8 protein-coding genes are annotated in these 23670 nt (G+C 69.5%); all 8 read right to left on the bottom strand.

Annotated features, from left to right (window positions below):
• The coding region (locus AC07EQ_RS21225; RefSeq protein ID WP_478389642.1) for a J domain-containing protein at positions 1-8857 on the bottom strand (8857 nt) is incomplete at its 3' end.
• A 65-nt stretch (positions 8858-8922) separates the two neighbouring features.
• Complete coding sequence (locus AC07EQ_RS21220; protein WP_478389641.1) at positions 8923-10035, bottom strand: hypothetical protein; 1113 nt, start codon at positions 10033-10035, stop codon at positions 8923-8925.
• A 108-nt stretch (positions 10036-10143) separates the two neighbouring features.
• Positions 10144-10554 (bottom strand): YbaB/EbfC family nucleoid-associated protein, encoded by a 411-nt coding sequence (locus AC07EQ_RS21215; protein WP_478389640.1) that lies wholly within the window; start codon positions 10552-10554, stop codon positions 10144-10146.
• 110 nt (positions 10555-10664) lie between these two features.
• Positions 10665-13967, bottom strand: a complete 3303-nt coding sequence (locus AC07EQ_RS21210; protein ID WP_478389639.1) for a right-handed parallel beta-helix repeat-containing protein — start codon at positions 13965-13967, stop codon at positions 10665-10667.
• Between the two features lie 157 nt (positions 13968-14124).
• Positions 14125-16812: a hypothetical protein gene (locus tag AC07EQ_RS21205; RefSeq protein WP_478389638.1), complete on the bottom strand. Its 2688-nt coding sequence runs from the start codon at positions 16810-16812 to the stop codon at positions 14125-14127.
• 5 nt (positions 16813-16817) lie between these two features.
• Positions 16818-18170: a type VII secretion protein EccB gene (gene eccB / locus AC07EQ_RS21200; protein ID WP_478389637.1), complete on the bottom strand. Its 1353-nt coding sequence runs from the start codon at positions 18168-18170 to the stop codon at positions 16818-16820.
• 10 nt (positions 18171-18180) lie between these two features.
• Entirely contained in the window at positions 18181-19572 is a 1392-nt protein-coding gene (eccD, locus tag AC07EQ_RS21195) for a type VII secretion integral membrane protein EccD (protein ID WP_478389636.1), read from the bottom strand.
• Positions 19573-19657: 85 nt separating this feature from the next.
• On the bottom strand, positions 19658-23653 hold the full coding sequence (gene eccCa, locus AC07EQ_RS21190) for a type VII secretion protein EccCa (protein WP_478389635.1): 3996 nt from the start codon (positions 23651-23653) through the stop codon (positions 19658-19660).
• Positions 23654-23670: the final 17 nt, after the last annotated feature.

Genomic DNA, 23670 nt, shown 5'->3' with positions numbered 1-23670 from the left:
TAAAATGACCCCCCGCAGCGGGCGGCACATCAGACCAATACCCCTCCCCAGCAGACCCCTCGTAGTAATACTGCGCCTGAGGCTGCGGCTCCTGAGCCGGATACCCAAACCCCCCAGCAGGCTCCCCAAAATGACCCCCCGCAGCGGGCGGCACATCAGACCAATACCCCTCCCCAGCAGACCCCTCGTAGTAATACTGCGCCTGAGGCTGCGGCTCCTGAGCCCGATACCCAAACCCCCCAGCAGGCTCACGGTGCTCCTCACGGGACGACTCACCGTTCCCGCGGCCGGTCGCAGGACGGGCGTCCCCACCGAAGCGGGTCTCGGGCCAGGGGGTCGTCTCCACGACCGTTTTGACCCCCTTGACCTGCTGCTTGAAGACGGAGCGACCGACCGTGAAGCTCTCGGTCTTCTTCCGGGTGCCGACCTTCACGAGACCGGCGTCGTCGAGCACGACAATCCGGCCGCCGTGTGCCAGCGCCGCCTTTCCGTTGGCGGTGCTGACGGTGAGGCCGGATACCTCATCGACCAGCTCCCGAGCCAACTTGACCGAGGCGTCCGCCCTTTCCGCACCGGGCATCAGCAGGAGCGTCGACGAGCTGTTGCGGACGCCGCGGATGTTGCCGATGATCTCCGCAGCCGTGGACCGGTCCACCAGGGCCGTCTCGATCTTTCCACGCTTGCCCTTCACCGGGACCGCGATCTCGCGGCCTTCAGATCGGACCGCCAGGATGAGGTCCGGCTCGAACGGTGCCGTGATCTCGCGGTCGGGCCCGGCAGCCAGAGCAGTGGCCGTCGACTCACCGGGGCGGGTACGCACCACCCGGAGCGGGCCGTCGATCAAGTCCAACCAGCCCTCGTAGGCGCGGTTGAGCTCAGGGTCAGCCGACAGCAGCGCAATGCTCGCGGGCCGGTAGTCGGTGGAGGCCCGAGAGGTGAGGTCCAGCTCGCTGTGCGTGAAGGTGGCCTTCTTCCCGGAAATCGTTCCGGCATACTTCGGCTCCTTGCCGCCGCCCAGGCCCGGCGGCTCCGTCGGCTCGTCATCGGATTCGCTGTCCGTGCCTTCCGGATCCTCATCGCCAAGCCCCTGCAGGTGAGGATTCAGATCCACCGGCGATACCACGTGCTTCAGCACCAGGTCCGAAGTCACCCGCGAAGCCCACACCTGTTCCGGGTCGCCCAACGCCGCAATCTTGTTGTTCTCGGCATCGACGAACACGACCTGGTCACCGCGCTTGGCCGCGAAGAAGAAATGCCCATCGCCCTCACCGAAATAGGCATACACCAGTTGATGCGGACCATCATTCGCCCTACCGGCCACATAGTCGATCACCTCGGCGTAACCCCGCCGCCCCCGCCCCTGCAAAGACAACGGACCCAAACCCGACTCCGGGACACGATTCGGGTCCACCCGCCCACTCAGCCCGGCCCTGAACTCCCCCGCCTGCCCAGGAGACAAATCACCGTGCCGCATCCGATGCAAATCCAGATTGATCGCCATAAGCGAAGAATCCAGACAGTTCGTGTCACTGCCCTCAAAACCAGCAGCACGATTCCCCTCGTTCACATAACCCATATCCGGAAAATGCCGCTCCCGGAACGCGACCTCACCCTCAGGATCACCCTCGAAAGTCTCCGCCGACACCACATCCGGACGCACCGGCACCTCACCCGACACCGCCGACGACGCACCACCCATACCAGGAGCCCGCCCACCGGCACGAACACGCGCATGCCAATCACGGGCATAGTCGTACCCGGCCTTCTTCTCCGGGTCGGAGAGGACCTCATATGCCTCGGTGACGACCTTGAACTCCGCCGCCGCAGCCTCCGCCCTATCACCCGGATTCTTGTCCGGGTGGAACCTCAACGCCAGCTTGCGGTACGCCTTTTTGATCTCGTCCTCAGACGCATCCGGCCCCACACCCAACGTCTTGTAATAATCCGACGTCGGACGTTCCGGACGCTTACCCTTCCTGCGGTCCCTTTCCTGTTTCTCCTTCTCCTTAGCCTTTCGCTTACGCTCCTCCTCTCGCTCCCGACGAATCCCCTCTTCCTGACGGGCCTTTTCCTTGGCCTGCTTCGCATCCTCCCGCCGAGCGCCCTGACGCGGCGCTTCCTGATTGCTATAGCTATCGAAGCCGGTTTCTTCGAATTCAGGGAAGGAATCCTTGGTCAGCTCCTCGTATGCCCGTTGGACCTCACTCTTCTCAGTCGAGGAAAGGCCCTTCAGCTGTGCGGCCATGTACGCCCGCTCGATGTGGGACTTCGAGGCGTTCTTCGGGATACCCAGCACGTCATGCGGATCCCGCCGCGTGGCACGCGACGCGCTCGGCCCGGGACGCGAGCCTGTGTCCTGATACGTCTGCGAACGCCTCGGCGGCGCACCCTGATCACGCGGCGGCGCCGAGCTGCTCGCCTCGTTCTTTTCGATCTCGGACCGCTCGGTGCGGCTGAACCGGGTGGACCCCAGGGGCTCGACTTTCACGGCAACGAACTTGTTGCCGGTGGGAACAGTCTTCACTCCGGACGAGGTGTGGACGGGCTGGACCTCGATCTCTCTCGATCCGCTGATACGCAGCAGGCCGGCGTTGCCCATGACGACGAGCTGGCCCTGACCATTCACGTGCGCCGTGTCGGCGTGGGTGTACACGACGAGGTCGGGGTTCTCTAGGACCATTTCCTTCGCCAGGTCCACCGCTGAGTCCGGATGCTCGCTCTCGGGAGCCACGAGGAACAGCGACTTGTTCGCCTTGACATCCGGGTCCCGGACCAAGAATTTCGCCGCGGTGCTCTTGCTGAGCCGCACCGGTTCGACTCGCACCTGTTTTCTGCCGAACTCGACCGGGATCGTGACCCAGTCGCCATGCCGGTCGCGATCGGTTTGGACGGCGACGACGAGCGAGGTAGTGAAGGGCACGTCGACCACGCCGCCACGCCGGGACACGCTCTTTTTCCGCGCCTCGACCTGGTTGTCGGTGGGAAGCGTTCGCACCATCCGGAGTTGCTTGTTGATGGCCCCCGTCCACCTGGCGACGTGCGTGTCGAGTACGGGATTCGGCAGGAACGCGATGGTCGTGGGGTGCGTCCGGGTTCCTTCCCGCCGGACGAAGGGCACATCGGTGGGGTCGACTTCGGCCGTGTCGCCAGAACTTCTCAATCCCCGGAAGTAACTGCGGCCCGCGCCCCAGTGGGATTCGTCGACGGACGACCCCAGGCGGTTCAGCTGATCGCGCCCCGCACGCGCAGTGTCATATTTTGCCCGGAGTTCCGGATTCGACAGAACTTGATGAGCCTCGTTGATCTCCTGCGTCTTGGCCGTCGCCTCATCCCGGGCCTGCTGGTCCCCTCCCGCCTGCTGGACCTTGTCCGGGTGATGCGTCACCAGCAGCTTCTTGTACTGCTTGTCGATCTCCTCGTTGCTCGCTCCCGGATTCACCTCCAGCGCGGCGTACAGGTCCCGGTCGACCGGGACGTCCTGCTCCTCATGGGACTCGTTTTCCGAATCGAGCTCGGTGAAGCGGTTCGAGGACTCTTCGGTGGTCTCCGGGGAGTCGGAGGTCGCGGTGATCGTTTTGCGGGAGCCGACAGTCGTATACACCAGGCCGTTCTCCGGACGCGGCGTAGCCGGCGAGAACCGCACTCCCTTCGGCTCGCCGAGAGTCGCCATCTCCCACGGCTGCCCATCGAAATACTCGATGACATTGCCACGCTTACGCACGTCGAAGTAATGCGCACCATCACTGCCGTGGTAGACATAGACAATGCCGTGCCAGCCATCCTCGCCCTGCCGGGACACGTATTCCCGCACATCGGCGTAACCGCGCTCCTGCGTGGACATCGGCGGCATACCCGACTCCGGAACGCGCTTCGGATCCACCGGCCCGCTCGGACCGGTCTTGAACTCCCCGGCCATTTCCGGGTGGTTACCGATATTGATCGTCTGGATCGACACCGCCAGGCAGTTCGTCCGAAAGCCCTGCTGGCCATCGATGTCGGCATCGAAGTCGTTCTTGTTCAGCCCACGGTATTCGGGGAAGTGCTCAGTCAAGTACGCCAAGTGCGCGGCAGGATTGTCCACGAACGTCTCCGCCGACACCTCGACCACCCCGTCGGTCGGGATATCGACATTCGACACGACGCGGTGCGACTCCGGAACCAACGCGTCGTATCCGGAAACGGTCAGCGACACGCCCCGCGAACTCATGGTCACCAAGTTGTGGGACCTCATCGTCCGGAACGCCATGCCGAAATCGGAATTCGTCAGTCCGAAGGCATTCAGCGTCTCGCCGTCGTTCTGGGAGCTCTGCAGTTCCCGGAACCCGTCGTTCGGTAGTTCCCGGAACCCGTTGGAGAACGCCAGAACCCGTGCGACCTGCTTGATCTGGGGGCTCGGGTCCTCGATCCGTTGACGCAACCGGCCCAGCACGTCGCGTGCGTCCAACGACATCAACTCATCGACCCTCGGCTTGACCTGCCCCCCAACCAGAGCCTGCTCGGTGCCGCGGGCCGCGTTGTCGTCGAGCTTCACCGACGACGACGCACCACCCCAATGGCTTGGCCCACGCCGAACGCGGTCATCCTGCACAATCCGCCCCTCGTCCCCGCGCGGGGATTGCCGGACGGTCCCGGCAGGGACCCTGCTGATGTCGAACCGCAGTTGGAAGCTGCCCGAGCCATCCCGCCTGACACCGCCACCCGAGATGTGGAACTTCTGGTCGCCGGAAAGCTGTTTCAACTCGTTGAACGTGTCCACGATGTTCCTCGTGGACTTGCCGTTCACCGTCTTCATGACCTCGGCGTAGACACCATCATGGGCATCGAAGTCCACGCCGCTCCCGCCGGCCAGCAAGTCGCCGAAGACCTCCTTGGCCGCCGTGCCGGAGATGCTCTGCCGGAAGATGGTGTCCGGAAGCCGATCCGGAACATCCTCCGGTGTCGTCGCCCTGCCGAACAGCCTCGGAGCCCGCTTGTCGACCTCCCTCGCCTTCGTCACCTCACCGAACAGCGCCTCCGCCTGCGACCACTGGTGGATAAAAGCCTCGCTGGCGGTGTACCTCTCCCCCTTGGCCCGATAGTTCTCCATCATCACCGCGACACTGCCCGCGTCATCCCGCCCGTAAAGATTGTGGAAATGCCCGCCGGACTCCGGGGCCTCGCTCTCCGGCCTCGTAGGATGCGGCCGGTAATCAGCGGTCTGCTCATCCACGTCGACCAGCTTCGGACTGGGAACAGGCCGGCCGAACTCGGCAAGCGCCGCGGACCGGCGCGCATGCATGGTTTCACGCTCACCGCCCTCCACAGCAGCGAGGTAATACACCAACCGCTCCCCCGGCGGATCAAAACGCCGCCGCCCCAGAGAAACCTGCTGGTCGACCGCGGCGACGCCGATACCCCGTCGGTCCCGGTCCCGGCGCTGGCTCCGGTCGGCCCCGAAGACGGCCTTGTCCTGCTTGCCGTCCTGGTCGTTCTCGTGGCTGCCGTCCTGGGGGGCTTCCGGACTGCTGTCATGCCGTGCGGTGGAAGCGGAACCGGTTTCGCTGTGATGAGCGGCGAAGTCCGCGGACAACACCGTGTCATGCGGCAGCGGGATGAACCTGATCCCGTTGTCGGCCGAATACAGGTCCTTGAAAGGGGTCTTCGGATCGATCGGGAGAACTTCGGTGAAGTTGCCTTCCTGCCCATCGAAAAAGTTGACCACGCCGTGGTCGTCGACGGATGCGAGCACGACGTGGCCGGTGTCACCGGCCTTCCGGGTGACCAATGCCTGGGTATAGTCGTTGACCGGGGACAGCAGAAACCGCGTGACCGGGTCTTTGTCGTAGAACGGGCCCATGGCCTTTCGGTTCGCCATCCGCTCCATACCGCGGAGCGACCACTTCCCGCTCGGGCCCGCGGTGAACATCTTCTTGTGTTCGATGGAATTCGCCAACTGAGCGTTGGCCGGCAAACAGTTGTTCTCCGACGCACCGCTTTCCCGCGTCGCCCGGTTCGCCCCCAGAACGTAGTGCCCGTATTCGGTGTCGTTCCGCAGGAACTCGCGCCCGGCCTCCTCGTTGGCGAAATCCCGTGCCGTGCGCACCGCTCCCGGCGGCACGGCCATGCTCGGGTCGTTCAGCAGATGCGAGTGGTACGGGTTGGCCGCGTTCGATGTCTGCTGGTTCGTCGTGGACGCGTGTTCATCGGACAGCGACTCGATGGCCTCCTGCTGCCCACCGTCGCGGTCGTTCCCGGCATGGCCCCCGCCGATGACGAAATTGCCCTGATCGGCGAGGACGCCGGAATCGCTGTCGCGGCGCCCGCCGCCAGGGGCGAGATCGGACTCGTCCCCACTTTCATAACCTTCATCGACGAACGAGTCCTTCACCGGGGCCACCGCCGGGACAGCACCCACCGACTGGTCCGCGACCGACACCCGGGCAGTCTCCCCCAACGTCTCCGGCACGTCCCGGACGAACGACACGTCCCCATCGTGCTGGGACTCGTCCCCGCTCACATAACCTTCATCGACGAACGAGCTTTCCACCGGCACCACCGGCTGTGCCAGCGCCACCTGCAGCTGCGGTTCACCGCTGCTCTTCGGCGATCCGGCCCTGCCGGACGTGGCCGAACTCGTCCGCTGATCGCTGCCGGAGGACACAGTGGACGGCGCGTCGCGCTGGGTCAGGGGCTGATTCCCGGTCGACGTCCCACCCGCCGGCGCTTCGTGAGACAGCTGCGTCGAAGGCCGGGACCGGCCGACCTGATCGCCCACGGCCGACTGGCCGGACTTGTCCCGGGACACGTCCTGGGTCGAGGTGTTAGGCGTGCCGGCGGGGTTCGCGGGTGCTTGCGAGTTGCCGGCCTGACCGGACGGCGTGGACGTGGCGCTCAGCGTCACCGACGGTTGCCCCAGCCCGGCCTGCTGACCGGACGGACGGAGCTGCGCAGACCCGTTCTCGCCCTGCTCCTGCTGATCCGCTCTCGGCTGGTCGCGCTCGAGCGACACCGAGTTCTGGTCGAGGCCGCGCTGACCAGCGTTCTGCTGACCAGACGTCGATTGTTCCGGCGACTGCTGCCCCTGGACCTGGCCGGGCGACTGCTGGTTCGGGGACTGCTGACCCGGAACCTGCTGGTTCGGGGACTGCTGGTTCGGGGACTGCTGGTTCGGGGACTGCTCGCTCCCCGGCTGCTGGGCGGGCGGCTGCTCGACGGGCGTGTGCCGCACCGGCGGCTGCTCGGCGGACGGTTGCTGGGCCTGGGGATTCTGGTCACCGACCACCGGATCCACGCCCTGCGGCACGTTACCCGGTGGCGTCGTCGTGTCGAAACCGGGCAAGCCCTGGTCCGAACCGACGTCCTGCGGCCCGCCGGTAACCGGCGGCTGCCCAGCCGGTTGCTCCACCGAAACCGGTCCGGTTTCGACGCCCGCAGGTGGCAGCGTTTCCCCGCCGACGCCCGGCGGCGGAGACCCCACCGGCGGAGCCGACACAGGCGGCGAAACCGAAGCGGGTGACGGAGAACCCGCAGGCGGAGCCGACACAGGTGGCGGGGAGCCCGCAGGCGGAGACCCCACAGGCGACACACCTGCGGGCGGCGGAACCGAACCAGGCGGCGGGGAGCCCGCAGGCTGCTCCGCGGCCGGAGGCTGGTACGCGGGCGGCGGTTCCTCGGCCGGGGGCTGGTACGCGGGCGGGGCCTGTTCGTTCCCCCACACCTCATTGGACGGTGGCGCCTCACCACGCGGCGAGTACGGGGGCGGCGGGACATCGGAAGGCTTCCCGTCCGGGGAATCCACAGGTGCCTTCGACTCGACCGGCGGATTCTTGGAGTCCGACCCCACCGGCGGCACCTTCGAATCCGACCCCACCGGCGGAACCTTCGAATCCGGCCCCCCACCGGGAGTGCCCTCCCCGCCGGGCAGACCCTTACCATCCGGGTCATAGGACAGCGGCGGCGGCTGGTCCGGGCCCCCGGCAGGCGAGTTGTTCGTGTTCCGGTTGTTCCGCCACTCACGCGACCTGATCTGCGCGTCCCTCTCGATCGTGCCCATCGTGACACTCGAGATATAGGTCTGGAACGGGTCGAAATTGCCGCCGACGAGCGTGATGACCATCCCCTCGGCCGGCAACTCCGAAGCGGCGTCGAGCTGCCCCGCCCCGATCGGCTTACGCACGAAATCGTCCGTGTGCCTGTTCAGCTTCGCCAGACGATGCAAGATCATAGCGTTGAACGCGGAATCGGCCCCCACAGCGCCCTCCAGCGCCATGCCCTTCACATCCCAGCCGTTCTTGCGATTACCGTTCGCCGTCGTGATCCCCTGGGGCAAGAATGCCTGGAAGAACTCCTCACCGAACTCCTGAACAGGCTCCCACGCCATCCGCAACTGCCCGGAGAGCGTCGTGGCCTGTTGCTTGGCCGTCGCGATGATCTGCGAGAGATGCCGACGCCCAGCCGCGATCCACGCCGGAATCGCCTCGAAGAACCCGCTCAGATAAAGCCCGAGGATCGTGGACGCGAAAAACGCCAGACCGATCAGGATGTCGTACTCGGCCTCCTCCCCGTTCAACCCGAACTCATCCACCATGTCCGCCGCGTACCGCAACGCCGCCGCACGCGCCAGAACCGGATCGGTCAACCCCCGAACATGATCACCGAACGCTTTCGCGGTCTCACCCTCAAGATTCGCCCGCACACCAGACGACAACGAATTGACATTGCTCATGGTGTTCACGTCAGCGTCCGCGTTGTCCCGCATCTCACGAGCCAACGCGTACATATCATTCGAGATCACCAACGGCGGCTTCTCGATCAGCGCAGTCAGCGAATAGTAAATAGGCGCCCAGACACCATCCCGGGGAATCTGGATCTCACCCATCACTCACCACACCATCCGATTCGGACTCACACCACCGACCACACCACCCACGCCCGGGCTATCAGCTACCTGCGGAAACGGAAGAAACCCGGCTCCCCATCACGCGGGAACTCCATGTAGACCTGGTCATCGAGCGACTTCCCGGGCTGCTGCGACCCGGGCTTCTCCGTGACCAGGAAGTGCCGCTCCCCGTCCTCGGTCGGGTAGGGCTTCGACCCGGACGGGTTGTTCGGGTTGTCGAGCGTCAGATCGCGGCCGTTCAGCGGCGTGATGTCGGAGTAGCCGTCGACGCCGATCCGCACCGCCCCGTTCGACAGTTCGGTGGCGCTGACGATGTGCTGCCCCTCGCCCAGCGGGTGGCCGTACACCATGGGCTGCTCGTTCTCCCGCAGAGCGCGCAGGCGCATCGCGGAGGTCATTTCCGGCTTGCGAACCTCCACGTCCTCCGGTTTGAGCCCGTTCAGCACGAATCCACGGTCGGAAACGGGCAGCTGCGGCTTGAGGCCCTCGTTCGCGCGCCCGCCGGCGGGAACGGCACGCTGCGACTTCACGAACGTCCCCTTTTCGGAAGGCTTGTTCGGCTCGACACCGCGGTTCGGCGCTAGCGCCTTCGAGGCCTTGGCCGCTACGTGGGCGGTCGAGCCCTTCAGCGGGACGTCCTTCTGAGCGGGAACGTTGTGACCCGTCGACTTCACGGGCACGTTGGACGTCGAACCCTTCAGCGGGATCTCCTTCTGGGCAGGAACGTTGTGACCCGTCGACTTCACGGGCACGTTGGACGTCGAACCCTTCAGCGGGACGTCCTTCTGAGGGGGAATGTTGTGACCCGTCGGCTTCTGGGAATCGCCGGAACCGTTCTCGCCCGCGGTCTTGAACTTGTGCGACAGCTGGTCGGCCTCGTCCCGCGACCCGCCGTACATCTTCCCGTTCTCGTACAGGCCGTCGCTGATGTAGCCCAACGATTTGGCCTGGTGTTCGACCCCGTTGAGGAACTTCTCCTGGCCGTCTTTGAAGTTCTGGAAGAACTCGCGGCCCTCGTCGTCGTCGCCGAAACTCGCCTGGTACCGGGCGCCGAGCTGAGCGGCCCGTTGCCGGAGCGCCAGCAACCGCGCCTGCACCGCTCCGTAACCCTCGCCGCTCTTGCTCAGGTTCTCCGGATCCACCCAGAACTGGTTCATGGTCCTCATTCCTCCGCTCACGCCCGTAGTCGAATCCGGCCCCGCTACTCTCCGGGGCGCACGAACCGCAAAACCCGTGCAAGGCCGCGAAAGCGCGGCGGGCAGGTCTCAGCGCCGGTTGAGCCGCTCCCTGAGAAGGGGCGGCAGCTTGGACTCGTCGGGGGCCAGCTTCTCGGCGCTGATCTCCCCGTTCAGCATGGCCTTCACGTCCAGCCCGGGCGGCATCATCGGCGTCATGATCTCCACGAGCTGGTCGTTCAGCTTGGCCCGGGCGTCGGCGATCGTGCGGATCACCAGCTCCGACAACTCGTTCTTCGCCAATCGGCGGTACGCGCTGGAAAGGAACTTCAGCTCGGTGATCACGCCCTGCGGGCCGACCGTGACCGACAGCTCGCGGCGCGGGGACACCGCGGTCGCCGAGGCCTCGCTGATCCGCCGCTGCGACTCGGCGAGGCCGGTGACCTGGCGTTCGTACTCCTCCCGCAACATCTCCACGTTGCGACGATCCACTTCGGACATTCGAGCCTCCTGAAAGCTTTCCGAATCAAGTCAACGGCATGAGAAGCCGCTCCTGGTCGACGCGGGCCGACCAGGAGTCCTCCGGGCACGAGGTCTGCCCGACCGCCACCTCAGCCGACCGAGGCCAGCCCACCGACCGCGGGCACGACCCGCGCCAGGCCCGCCAGGTCGGCGGCGGCCAGCGTGCGCGAAGCCGCCATCCTGGCCAGGTGCCGGGTGAGCTGGTGGACGCTGTGCACCGTGGTCTCCCCGGACGCCTCGATGTGCGCGCGCATCGCGGCGCGCACGTCGTCGGGCACCTCGTGGCCGCGTTCGCGCAGCTGCCGGACGGCGATGGCGGCCAGGTCCGCCACCGAGTACGCGTCGATCTCCCACCACTCCCCGAAGGAGTCGCGCAGCTGCGGCACGCGCCCGAGCAGGCGCTCCACGCCAGGGCGGGTGCCGGTCAGCACCACCACCGGATCGGCGGCGTGATAGCGCAATGCGACCAGCAGCGCCTCCGCCTCCTCCGGCTGGGGCTCGCCGTCCGCGTCGACGTCCACCACGAGGAGTCCGCCCTGCGCGTCCTGGAACGCCCTGTGCACCAAGGTTTCCGCCTGTCCCGGCCACGCCGGGCGCAGGTCCTCGGTGAGCGATGCGCGCACCACCTGGCCGATGCCGACCAGCCCCAGCTCGGCAAGCCCCTGGGCGTAGAGCCGGGCGAGTTCCCGCCTGCCGCTGCCCCTCGGCCCGGTCAGCACCGCGTTGCCGTGCTGGCCGATGGCCCGACGGTGATTCCTGCGCTCGCACAGCGAAACGAGCAACGCGGCGACCGACTGGCGCGGACCTTCGAGCCCGATCAGGTCGGACATCCGCCGCCACGCCCGGCTGGCCCGCACCGCCTCGGTGGGATCGGTGGCGGTGTCGCGGGACGCCGTCTCCTCGGCTGGCAGTTGTTCCAGCAGCGCGCTCTGCGGGGCGATGTCCGCCGCCGTCAGCCGGCTGAAGTCGGTGTCCCTGGCGGGCGGGCTCTGGGCGAGCCGGGATGCCTGGGTGCTGATCATCGACTCGAAGAGCTTGCGGGCGACGCGGCCATTGCCGAAGGTCTCCCCCTTCGGCACCCGGGTGAAGTACTCGGTCAGCTCCTCCACCGCGTCGTCGGTGAGCTCGTAGTAGTGCTTGCGGCAGAGGTTGGTCGTGATCGTGACCAGTTCTTCGACGCTGTAGTTAGGGAACTCGATGGTCCGGGTGAACCGGGAGGCCAGACCGGGGTTGGACTGGAGGAACTTCTCCATCAGCTCGGAGTAGCCGGCGACGATCACCACCAGCTCGTCGCGGTGGTCCTCCATCATCTTCATCAGCGCGTCCACGGCTTCCTGGCCGAAGTCCGGGCCGACGCCGCCGGTGCTGGCGGTCAGGGTGTACGCCTCGTCGATGAACAGCACCCCGCCGATCGCCTTGGTCACCAGCTCGGTCGTCTTGATGGCGGTGGACCCGATGTACTGCCCGACGAGGTCCGCGCGGGCGGCCTCGATCATGTGGCCGCTGGAGAGGATGCCGAGCTCGCCGAGCACCGCGCCGTAGAGCCGCGCGACCGTCGTCTTACCGGTGCCGGGCGGCCCGGCGAACACCAGGTGCCGGCTCATCGGCGGCATCGGCAGACCCATTTCCTGCCGCACCTGCGACATCCGGATCAGGTTGATCAGCCCGCGCACTTCCTGCTTGACGCCTTCCAGGCCGATGAGCGAGTCCAGCTCGGCGAGCGGGCCGTCGAGCACCGCGCCGCCCGCCTCGCGAAGGCTTGCATCACCCTGCCCGGCGGCGTCGGGTTCCGGCTGAGGCCCGTCGTTCCCGGTCGGCCGCGACGAGCTGCTCGCGGACTGGGTCACCAGGTTCTCCACCACGACCTGGCGGTCGTCCGACGGCCGCCGGATCGCCATGCCGCCGCTGTTCTTCACCACGCATTGGCTCAACCGCACCGGTTCGGTGGTCTCCAGGTGCGCGCCGTCGCCACCGCTGTCGATCAGTTCGCACTCCGCCAGCTCCGCGCGGGCGCCGTCGGCGACGCGGATGCCGTGCCCGCTCGCCCCGCGAATCCGGCAGCGGGTGCCGATGATCGAGCCGCCCCGGTCGACCCGGACGCCGTCCGAGGACACGTCGACGATCTCGGTGTCCCGCATCACGACCTCGGCGGAACCGGCCGCCAGCCCGCCGCCGCGCAGCATCGACGAAGTCAGCTCCGCGCGCCCGTTGCCGGTGAGCGCGACGGCCGATTCGGCGCCGGTGCTGATCGTGACGTCGGTGAGCTTCGCCTTCGCCGTCCCCGAAAGCTCCACCGCCGTGGCGGCGCCGGTCTCGATCGAGGCGTAGTCGAACTCGACCACGCCGCCGTCGACCAGCAGGCCGGCGCCTTCGGTCGCGTTGGCCCGGAAACCGGAGAAGTGCACCGATGCGGCCGTGGACAGCTGCGCGATCGCCTCGGTCGTCCCGCGCACGGAGGTCTTCTCGAACCTGGGCGAAGCTTCGCCGTCCACGATGAGCCCCACCGGGGAGTCCGCCAGGACGCACTCGATGAGCCTGGCCGCCGCCTGCCCCGTCACCTGCACCGCGTTGCGCCCGGCGCCGGTGAAGGTGCAGCCGCGCAGCACCGGTCGCGCGGTGCCCGAGATGTGCGCGGCCTGCACCGCGGCGCCGGAGAACGTGGATTCGGCGATGGTGATCGAGGAACCGCCGGTGAAGTAGAGATCGACGTTCGCGCCGTCCTGCACCGTGAGGTCGCTGACGTCGAGGCTGCCCTCCTGCTCCACGACGATCGCGGGCTTCGCGGCGGCGGTGATCACGCCCTGGCCGATGACGCACCGGCCGCGCCCGTTCACGCAGATGCCGTTGCCGACCGGTCGCTGGATCACGATCCGGCGCAGCGTCAGGGAACCGTCCTCGCCGACGACGGCGGCCGACGAGGCCACGTCGGCCACGACCGTGTCCTCCACGGTGCTCGGCGACGAGGAGGTGATCACGATCCCGGCGCCGCCCGTGTTGGTCACCTCGCACCCGCGCATGGCCAGCGATCCCGTGCCCCTCGTCAGCAGAGCCGCCCACGACGAGCCCGCCACCCAGCAGCCGTCGAGGGCGACCTCGCCGTGCCGCACGTCCACCGCCGCGACGGTGGCGTCATCGCAGGCCAGCCGCAGGCCCCGGAGCTGAACGCCGCCGGCGTCGACCACCAGCGCGCTGCCCTCTGCGGCGTGCACCTCCACCGTGCCGTCGCCGTCCTCGGCGGCGATGCTGACCATCCGGTTCACGACGAGGTTCTCCTCGTACCGGCCGGCGCGGACGCTGATCATCGCCCCGTCGGGGGCCGCCGCGAGGGCCGAGGCGATCGTGGGGTGCGCCCCCGCCCCATCTCCGCCCACCACCAGCAGTTCACGGTTCATCGCCCGTCATCCTCTCTCCGCCTGCCCTCTCCGCCGACGAGTCCCTGGGGCCCGGAACGAGCGGTGATTTCGCGCGAAATCGTCGTTCTCCAGGCGTGCGGGCTGGCGATTTCGCGCGAAATCGCCAGCTGGCCCCGCTTCACCGGCATGCCTGTCATCACCGCTGCACCAGCCCCGGCATCCAGCCGAACCGGCGGGTGGCGGACTCCCCCACCACGCCTCGGGGCTGGGCCGCCGACCAGCGTTCGACGCAGCGCCGCAGGGACGTGATCGCCAGCTCGTCCAGCGACCCCCGCGCGGCCACCCGCCCGGATTCGTCCACTTCGGACTCCGCGAGTTCGCGGAGGAGGATCCGGGCCCGCGTGCCGTCGGCTCCCGGCTCCGCCATTTCCAGGATCTTGAAACTGGTGCCGGGCACGAAGACGACGCGGTTGTCGACCTCGCCGGCGCCGCCCGGTTCGAGGAGCTTCGTGCGGCGGGCCGTCATCGACCACACCAGCACGTCGACCTCGCCCTGCTGGTCCGGGCTGGGCTCGGTCAGCGCGTGGATGAAGCTCCAGTCGGTCACGAGCCGCCGCTGCTCGTAGAGCTGCCACTGCTGCGGGGTCGGCGACGCCGTGAACGTGGTCGCGCCCCGGTGCGACGGCAGCCGGGTCAGCCCGGAGACCACGCAGCGGGCGAAGGGCACGTGCGGCCCGTTCTCGCCCGTCCGCAGGGCCTGGTCGATCGCCTCGCCGCGCTCCGAGAGGTGCAGCCGCACGGCGACGGCATCGGTCAACACGTCAGCGGACGACCGGCCGTCGGTGCCCTGGAAACCGGGGTGTTCCGAGAGGATCCGGGAGGTCGAGTGGGCCATGGTGTCGAAATCGCGGCTCAGCGTCCGGCGCAGCCAGGCGCGCTCCTCGGTGAGGCCGTGGTCGGCCACCAGCGCCGAAGCCGCGGGTTGCGGAGTCGGTTGGAGTCGCGGTTCGCCGGGCTCCTCCGGCGCTTCCGCGCGGCCGTCTCCTGCCTCGTCCGGTTCCGGAGCCGGGACGGGGTCTGGCACCGGGGTGGCGCTCGGCGCGGGCGGCTCCGGGGCCGACGGCGCGGTGACGGCCGGCCGTGGCGCGGGCGGTTCGCCGACGGTGGGAACCGGCGAGCTCTCCAAGCGGATCGTCATCGCCGAGGCCGGGCCGGTTTCGGGCCGCGGTTCGGTCGCGGGCGCTGCGGGTGTGGGTGCGGGCGGCGCCTCGGCACCGGCCGCTGACGCGGCGGGTGCGGGCGGGATCTCGGCAACGGCCACGGCGACGTCGTCGACCGGCGACCCGGTGTCGAGGGAAATCCCGGCATCGACCGGGATTTCGGCAACCGGGGTTCCGGCGACCGGGATTCCGGCGGCGACCGGAGTTCCGGCGACCGGGATTTCGGCGACCGGGCTCGCGACGACCGAGGGCACACCGGTGTCGGCGCGCACCGCGTCCAGCACCACGGGCAGCTGCACGGTGTCGGTCACCGACGAGTTACCGGCCGCCCGCCCGGACGGCTGCTCTGCCTCGACGACCAGCTCGCCCTGCGCGGGACCGGCGATGCGGACCTCCGCCCGGCCCACTTCCGAGGCGGGCACGATCCGGCACCGCACCCGGGTGGCGGGGTCCAGCCGGGCCAGCACGTCCTGGGCGAGCAGTCGCATGCGCTCGGCGCGCTTCTCGTCGGTGGCGTCGAAGGCCAGGATGTTGACGTCGGCGCGCCCCGGCTCGGCGCGCACCGCCGCCGCGTTCTGCGCGCCCTCCGGCGGGCGCACCCACAGGCCGGACTGCACGACCTCCAGCACCGCGTCGGGCGTGTACCAGTACACCGCCGGTGCGACCTGTTCCACCCCGACGACCGGGATGCGGTGCGACAGCAGCGCGGGGGTCTCCCGGAACGCCGGGTCCGTCCTCGGCAGGTACCCGACCTCGCGGGCGAAGGCGTGCCAGCCGAGCCCGCCGTCCGCGCACACCGTGTAGATGTCCGGGGTCGTCGTCGAGCCGACCGGCATTCCCGTGTAGCAGACGACCCGGCTTCCGAGCAGGTCCGCGAGCGCCTGCCCGAGCGTGCCGCCCTGCGGCAGCCGGACGGGGCCGTACTGCACGAAGCGGACCTTCTCCCGGATCTGGTCGTCGAGCTGCCGCCAGAACCGGCTCACGTCGTCGAGCGAGAGCGGCGGCGTGCCCGGGCAACCGAGCACGGCGGTGAGCACGTCCGGCTGGCAGGGCATGCTGCTCACCAGCCGCGACCAGTGCTCGCCCGACTCGGTGTCGCGGGCGGCGGCGTGGATCCACACCCCGCCGGGGATCGGGTCGGCCATGCCGACGGCGCTGGTGGGCAGGGGGTCGGTGGCGCCGGAATCCCAGGAGGGCCGGGGAAAGCGCTTCGCCTCCCACTCCGGCGGCCGGCCCGGCCGGAACCGGACCCAGCCGCTGCCCTTGCCGGAATGGACGAACAACGTCCCGCCCACGCCCGGGAAGATCGCCCCGTCCGGGGCCACCACGGTGCGCCCGATGCGCTCCGACAGCCACTGGCCGGTCAGCGCGGTGGCCTCCCGGGGGCGGCCGCCGAGGATGAGCCGGACTCCACGGCGCCGCCGCGGCAGCAGCTCGGCGACGGAATCCCAGGCCGAGACCGGGACGCCGACGGGCAGGTCGACGACCACCATCTCGTGCTCGTCGTCGGGGGCCACGGACATGGCCAGCGCCTGCGCCTCCGGGGTCATCCGCTGCTCCGGGCACACCACGAGCACGTTGCCGACGGTGTGCCTGGCGAGCGCGAGCTCCGGCACGCCGCGGCGACGCCGGTTCAGCGGGGACAACGAGGACCGTGCGGCCATCACTTTCATCCCTTCCTGGTCGCGCCGACCGCGGCCTGGCTCAGCGCCGGGCCGCTCGGCACGATGGCGAGCAGATCGTTCGCGATGGGCCGCACCGGCACCCCGGCGTAGCCCAGCGCCCGCATCGAGTCGTCGTCCGGCAGCAGGTACTTGCTGTCGCCGGTGATGAGGTAGCGGTCGGGAACGCGCTGGCCGGGCGGGATCGGCAGCGCCGCCACCACCACGCCGGTTCCCGGTCGCATGTGGACACCGCCCGCGGCGGCGCCCGGATCCGCGAAGACCACCTCGCTGGCGATCCGCGGCCCGGCGGGAACCTGCCGGAGGCAGATCGCGGCCGCGCCGTGGTCCTGCCACCGGGCTCCGCTGAGGTCGGGGAGCCTGCCGAGGAGCGACCGGTCGGCCGAGCGCGGCGCCGAGGCGACGGCCGCCGGGTCGATCCGGGCCGGTTCCGGTGTGCCGGGAGCGACTTCCAGCAGCATGAACTCGGTCCGGCTGATCGGCGCCAGGCCCTCGCGGCGAAGCACGAACATCTGCACGTCGCCGTTCGCGGAGCGCTGCTCGAAGAGCTGGCCCACCCGGTACGCCTTGCCGCCGATCGAGGGTCCCGAGGTGCCGCTGCCGTCGATCTGCGCCGACGCGAGCACGGGACCGTCCGGCAGCGCATCGAGCCACGGCTGCGGCGCCGGCACGGGCCGTGCGGCCGCCATGCCCAGCGCGATGGGCACGGTCGGCTCGGCCACGCGGTGCTTCGCGCCGCCCCAGAGCACGTACTGCGTGCCCTCCGGCGACTGCACGAGCACGTACCGGTCCGGGGGCAGCGGCGCGGCGGGAGCGGCGGGATCGAAGTTCAGGGTCAGTTCCGGCGAGCCGGGTGCGACAGCGCCGGCCGAGCCCGGCAGGCAGGTCAGCCAGTGCGAACCGACCAGGTCCTGCGTCGCCGGCAAGATCTGCGGCGCGTTCGGGATGCCCAGCGGCGCGCCGCGCGGCGCGTCCGCCAAGGACGCCTGGGAAAGCAACGTCACCTTGCCGCCTGCGGTCGGTCCCTGCAGCAGCTTCGCCGAGGCGTAGTTCAGCGTCGGGTGCAGCACGCCGTCCACGTTGACGTAGCGGGTGCCGGTCTCCTTCTCCACGACGATCGCGCCCTGCGCCCGCCAGGATTTGTTACCGCCGGGGACGAGCCACCCGAAGATGCCGAAGCCGACGGCGATCAGCAATGCCAGCACCAGTCCGATGTAGATGCCGACCGCGGCCCGCCGGGCGGGCACCTCGGCGCTGGCGGGATCGCCGAGCACCAGGGCGGAACTCATCCGGCCCATCAGGAACTGGTAGGCGTGCACGTGGTCTCGCTGGGTCTGCATGGTCCGCCCCTCACCCGGCCAGTCCGCGCGCCCAGGCGTACACGCCGAGCAGCTGGAGCAGCAGCGGTACCACCGCGAGCGCGGTGCAGGTGTCGAAGATGTTCGCCAGGTGTCCCCAGATCGGCAGCATCCGCCGCGTCTCGGGCCGCAGCGTGGCCTTGACCAAGGCGAACAGCACCAGCAGCAGCCCGACCAGCAGGACCGTGCGCCACCCCGGCGAGAACTCCCGCGCGAAGTGGAGGACCACCAGGCCCAGGCCGAACGTGCCCGCCGCGGCTAGCGAAACCCGTTGCCAGACACCGAGGAAGTTGCGGGCGCGCAGCAGCACCGCGCAGGCCAGCAGGCTCACCATGGTCCACGAGATCCAGCCCGGCTCGGCCAGGATGAACGGGAACGCCCCGACGAAGACGGTCGCGGCGACGACCATCGCCACGCTGATGTACCGGTCCGCCGCCGCGGTCCGGGCGAACACGTCGTCGGCGGGCGCGGGATCGATGTCCTGCTGGAGGTCGTCGGCGTTGCGCGGCAGCTGCGGCCCGCGCAGGTAAGCGGCCCGGATGGTCAGCTTCGGCACGAAGACGACCACGCCGAACAGCACGGTGGCCAGGACCCCGGCGACCTGGCCGACCGTCAGGCCGAATCCCGCGCCCAGCCAGACACCGCCGATCACCGCCGCCGCCACCAGCAGCATCGTGACGAACGGCGCGTACGGGATCCCGTCGGCGGCGAACCGCCGCAACACCAGCAGGATGGCGGCGGCGACGGCCGTTCCCGCCGCGCCGACCACGATTCCCGTGGGCGTCGGTGCCGCTGCGCCGGGCACGCCGTCGGCCGCGATCAGCCCGGCGAGTCCCGCGAACGCGCAGCCCACCAGCCCGGTCAGCCTGGTCAGCCCGAGGTCGTCCAGCTTCTTGGCGACCGGCGCGGCGGCGGCCACGAAGACCACGCCCAGCCCGAGCGCGAAGCCGGCGTGCAGCTCCGTCGGTCCCGGGCCGAGCAGGACCAGCCCGATCACCGCGGCCACCGCGGCCGACAGGGTGGTGAACAGGACGCGGCCGTGTGCGTGCTTCCAGCGGTCCTTGCGCTGCCCGACGGAGGTCGCGATGCCGTCGGCCAGGTCGTCGAAGTCCAGCTCGGGCAGCGGATCGTCGGCGGGCCGCAGGTGCAGCTGCTCGCCCTCCAGCCAGTCCAGCGTCTCCGGGGTGCCCGACGGGTCCAGCGGCGCCCCGCCGAGCCGCTGCAGCACCCACGACCCCTGCTCGCCGCCCTGCGGCTGCTTCCGGGTGTGGCTGAGCAGCACCGGCAGGAGATCGGCAACGGTGGTCGAGACGGGCACGGCGAGGTCGGCCTTGCCGTCGGGCCCGAACACCGTGATCCTGCACAGCTCAGCAGCTCTGGTCATGAGCCATTCCTCCTGGGATGAAGCTTTCGTCGACTCGGCTCGCGCAGCGGTCGTCGCGCGCGGAGGGGAATCCCACTGCGGTCCCCTACAAGCCGGCCGGTGAGGCGGTGGTGGTCGAATCAGCGGTCACGAGACCGGTCTGGATGAGGCCGACGCCCCGGCGGGTGACCAGTTGGGCGCGCCCCGGCGGCAGCTTGCGCGGCGCGGCCTCGCCGAGGAACTTCCCCTCTTCCTTGGGGTAGGACAGCAGCACGCCGGGCGTGCCGAGCTCCCAGAGCCTGCGCAGCACCGGGTCCATCATCGAGCGCATCGCGCCCGAGGTGCTCCGGGCGATGATCAGGTGGAGTCCGATGTGGACGCCCTGCGGGATCATCGGCAGCAGCGGTTCCAGCGCCGAGCTGACGCCGCCCCGGCCGAGCAGTTCGTAGTCGTCCACGACCAGGAACAGCTCCGGGCCTTCCCACCAGTCGCGCTTGCGCAGCCGCTCCGAGGAGATGTCCTGGCCCGGCACCCGCTTGGTCATCGACCCGAGCGCCTGCTCGGCGAGCTGGAAGAGGGTGTCGGAGCTGAAGCCGAAGCCGACGCCGTACTCGGCGGGCACCTCCTGGTCGAGGTCCCGGCGCACGTCGCCCAGCACGATCTTGGCCTCGTCGGGGCCGTACCGCTGCCGGATCGAGCGCAGCGCCAGGCGCAGCAGGTTGGTCTTGCCGGTCGCGCTGTCGCCGAAGACCATCAGGTGCGGGTGGACGAAGAAGTCGTGCCACACCGGCTCCAGCCGCTGCTCGTCGTAGCCGAGGCACATCCGGAATTCCCGTTCCGGCGCGGGCAGTTCTCCCGCGTCGAGGTGGGTCGGCAGCATTCGCACCGGCGGCGCGCCGCGGCCGGGCCAGAACGCCTGCATCTCCTCCGCGACGCCCTTGGTCGCGTCGGCCAGGTCCTCGACCCCGGAGGTGCCGTCCAGGCGCGGCAGCGCCGAGATGAAGTGGAACCCCTTCGCCGTCATCCCGCGCCCCGGCTGGTTCGGCACGGTGGCCGCCTTGCGGGAGCCGACCTCGGACTCCATCGAGTCGCCGAGGCGCAGCTCGAACTTGGTGCCCAGCAGGTCGCGCAGCCACGGGCGGATCTCCGACCAGCGGGTGGCGCTGAGCACCACGTGGATGCCGAAGGAAAGTCCCCGGGAGGCGAGTTCGCCGATCTTCGTCTCCACGTCGGCGAAGTCCTGCTTGACCGTGAACCAGCCGTCCACGACGAGGAAGACGTGACCGAATGGGTCGTCGATCTCGCCCCGCGAGCGGGCCCGCAGGTACGCCGAGATCGATTCGAACCCGTGCTCGGCGAACAGGGCTTCGCGGCGTTCCAGCAGCTGGGTCAGCTCCGCGATGGTTCGCACCACCCGGTCGTGCTCCATCCTGGTCGCCACCGAGCCGACGTGCGGCAGGCCGGACACCGACATGATCCCGCCGCCGCCGAAGTCCAGGCAGTAGAACTGGACCTCTTCCGGCGTGTTGGTCAGCGCGAGCCCCAGCACCAGGGTCCGCAGCAGCGTCGACTTCCCGCTCTGCGGCGCGCCGGCGACGCCGAGGTGCCCGTCGGCCCCGCCGAGATCGGCGACCAGCAGGTCCCGCAGCTGCTCGAAGGGCCGGTCGACGACGCCGACCGGAACCCGCAGCACGCCCCGGCTGCCGGGGTCGTCGACGGTCATCCCGCGGGCGGGGTCCGGCACCACGGTGGGCAGCAGCGTGTCCAGGCTCGGCGCCTCGGACAGCGGCGGCAGCCAGACCTGGCGGGCCGGCGGGCCGCTGCCCGCCAGGCGCCCGATGATGACGTCGACGAGCGAGGGAACGTCCTCTGTGGACTCTGCCTCGGGCTGTTCCTCCGGCTCCTCGGTGGAATCCGGTTCCTCATCGACGGGCCGGAGGGCGTGCAGGCTCGGGTACGGCTGCGTGCGGAACGAGACGACCTCGGAGAACGCCCGGTTCGCCGTGGCGGCGACCGGGCCGTCGCTCGGCGGGCACGGCCCGGAGACGTAGGCGCCCTTGAAGCGGACCAGCGTCGTGGTGTCGATCTTCAGGTAGCCGTTGCCCGGATCGGACGGCAGCTCGTACGCCTTCGCCGCGCCGATGACCGCCCGCGACTCCATCGAGGAGAAGGTGCGCAGCGCGATCCGGTACGACAGGTGCCCTTCGACGCGGTGGATCCGGCCTTCCTCAAGGCGCTGGGACGCGAGCAGCAGGTGCACCCCGAGGCTTCGGCCGAGCCGCCCGATGGACACGAACAGGTCCATGAACTCGGACTTGTTGGCCAGCAGCTCGGAGAACTCGTCGACGACGATCAGCAGGTCCGGGAACGGCACCAGCTGCGCGCCGCCCCCACGGGCCTTCTCGTACTCGAACGACGAGGAGAAACCGCTCGCCCGCAGCAGTTCCTGCCGCCGCACGAGCTCCCCGTTGAGCGCGTCCTGCATCCGGTCGACCAGCGGCAGCTCGTCGGCGAGGTTGGTGATCATCGCCGAGGTGTGCGGCAGCCGGTCCATCCCGAGGAACGTCGCGCCGCCCTTGAAGTCGACCAGCACCAGGTTCAGGATCTCGGACGAGTGGGTCGCGGCGAGGCCGGTCACGAGGGTGCGCAGCAGCTCGCTCTTGCCGGAACCGGTGGCGCCGATCAGCATGCCGTGCGGCCCCATCCCGCCCTGGGCGGGTTCCTTCAGGTCGAGGTCGACGACCTCGCCGTCCTCGGTGACGCCGATGGGCACCTGAAGGCGGGCCCGCTGCGCGGAGCGGGGCCGCCACAGCGCGGGCACGTCGAACGTGCGCGGGTCGCGGATGCCCAGCAGGCTGGTGAGCTCGAAGTCGTTCTCCAGCGGCTGGTCGACGACGTCGACCGAGCCGCTCGTCCGCTTCGGCGCGAGCAGCCTGGCCAGCGACTCGATCTGCGCCAGGCTCAGCTCGTCGCGCTGCGCGGACCCCGTGGCGTCCCCCGCCGGGAACTCCACCGCGTCGTCCTCCGCCGTCAGGCGGAGCACTTTCGGCCCGCCCGGCATCTTGCCGGTGAGGTCCAGCAGCACCACGTTGCGCAGCCCGCCGTCGAGCAACCGGGAGGACTCGGGGATGTCCGCCTGGTGCGCCACCACCACGATGAACGGCTCGACGACGCCCGGCCGGCTGCCCGGATCGTGGTCCGGCCGGTCGGTGATGTCGGGGCCGAACACGTCCAGCAGCTCGTCGTGGTCGCAGGCGAACAGCCGCAGCGGGCCCGCCGGGTCCTGCATCGCCGGGTGCGCGTTGTGCGGCAACCACTTGACCCAGTCCCATTCCGGCTGCCCCGTCTCGTCGGTCAGCACGGCCACCCGGAGCTCGTCCGGCGAGTGGAAGGTGACCAGCTGGCCGAGGATGGCGCGGGCCAGCCCCACCGCCGATTCCTGGGAACCGGCGAACTCCACGCTGGTGAAGCTGCGCAGGCCGACCGAGATGGGGATGCCCGACACCGTCCGGTACGCCTCCCGGAAGCGGCGCAGCGAGACCGCGGCGAGCGGTTCGAGGTCCTCGATCGGCTTCGTCGACGGCGCCGTGTACTCCACCGCCGCGGCCAGGGTGCCCAACCCGATCCGGGCCCGGCCGAAGTCGGTGTCGTTCGCCCGCCGTTCCCACAGCCTCGGCCCGCTCGCCACCGACCAGAGCCAGGACGGCTCGGGGTGGTTCCACACGACCGCCCGCCGCTGCTGATCCGCGGCTTCCCGCGCCTTCTCGCGCAATTGCGCGATGTAGCGCAGGAAGTCGCGACGCTCGGACCTCATCTTGACCTTGCGCTCCGCGCCGGCACGCCCGATCTGGCTCAGGCCCATGATCAGCATGCCCACGCCCATGATGCCGCCCATCATGTACATCGCGGGCGACCTGCTGGACGACGCGAACATCATGACCATCGCCGCCGAGCCGATGCCCATCGGCAGGAACATGGCCGCCGAGCGGAAGTCGAGCGCCGCGGGCTCCGCCATCACCGGCGGCTCCTGCAGCTCGACCTCGCCCTCGGGCATCTCCGGCCCGGCGACCCGTGGCGGGCGCTTCACCGTGATGGTGCTCATGGGTGTGCCTCATTTGC

The organism is Saccharopolyspora sp. NPDC045839, assembly GCF_056431645.1.
The sequence above is the reverse complement of the archived record's forward strand: the minus strand, read 5'-3'. Positions and strand labels throughout refer to the sequence as shown.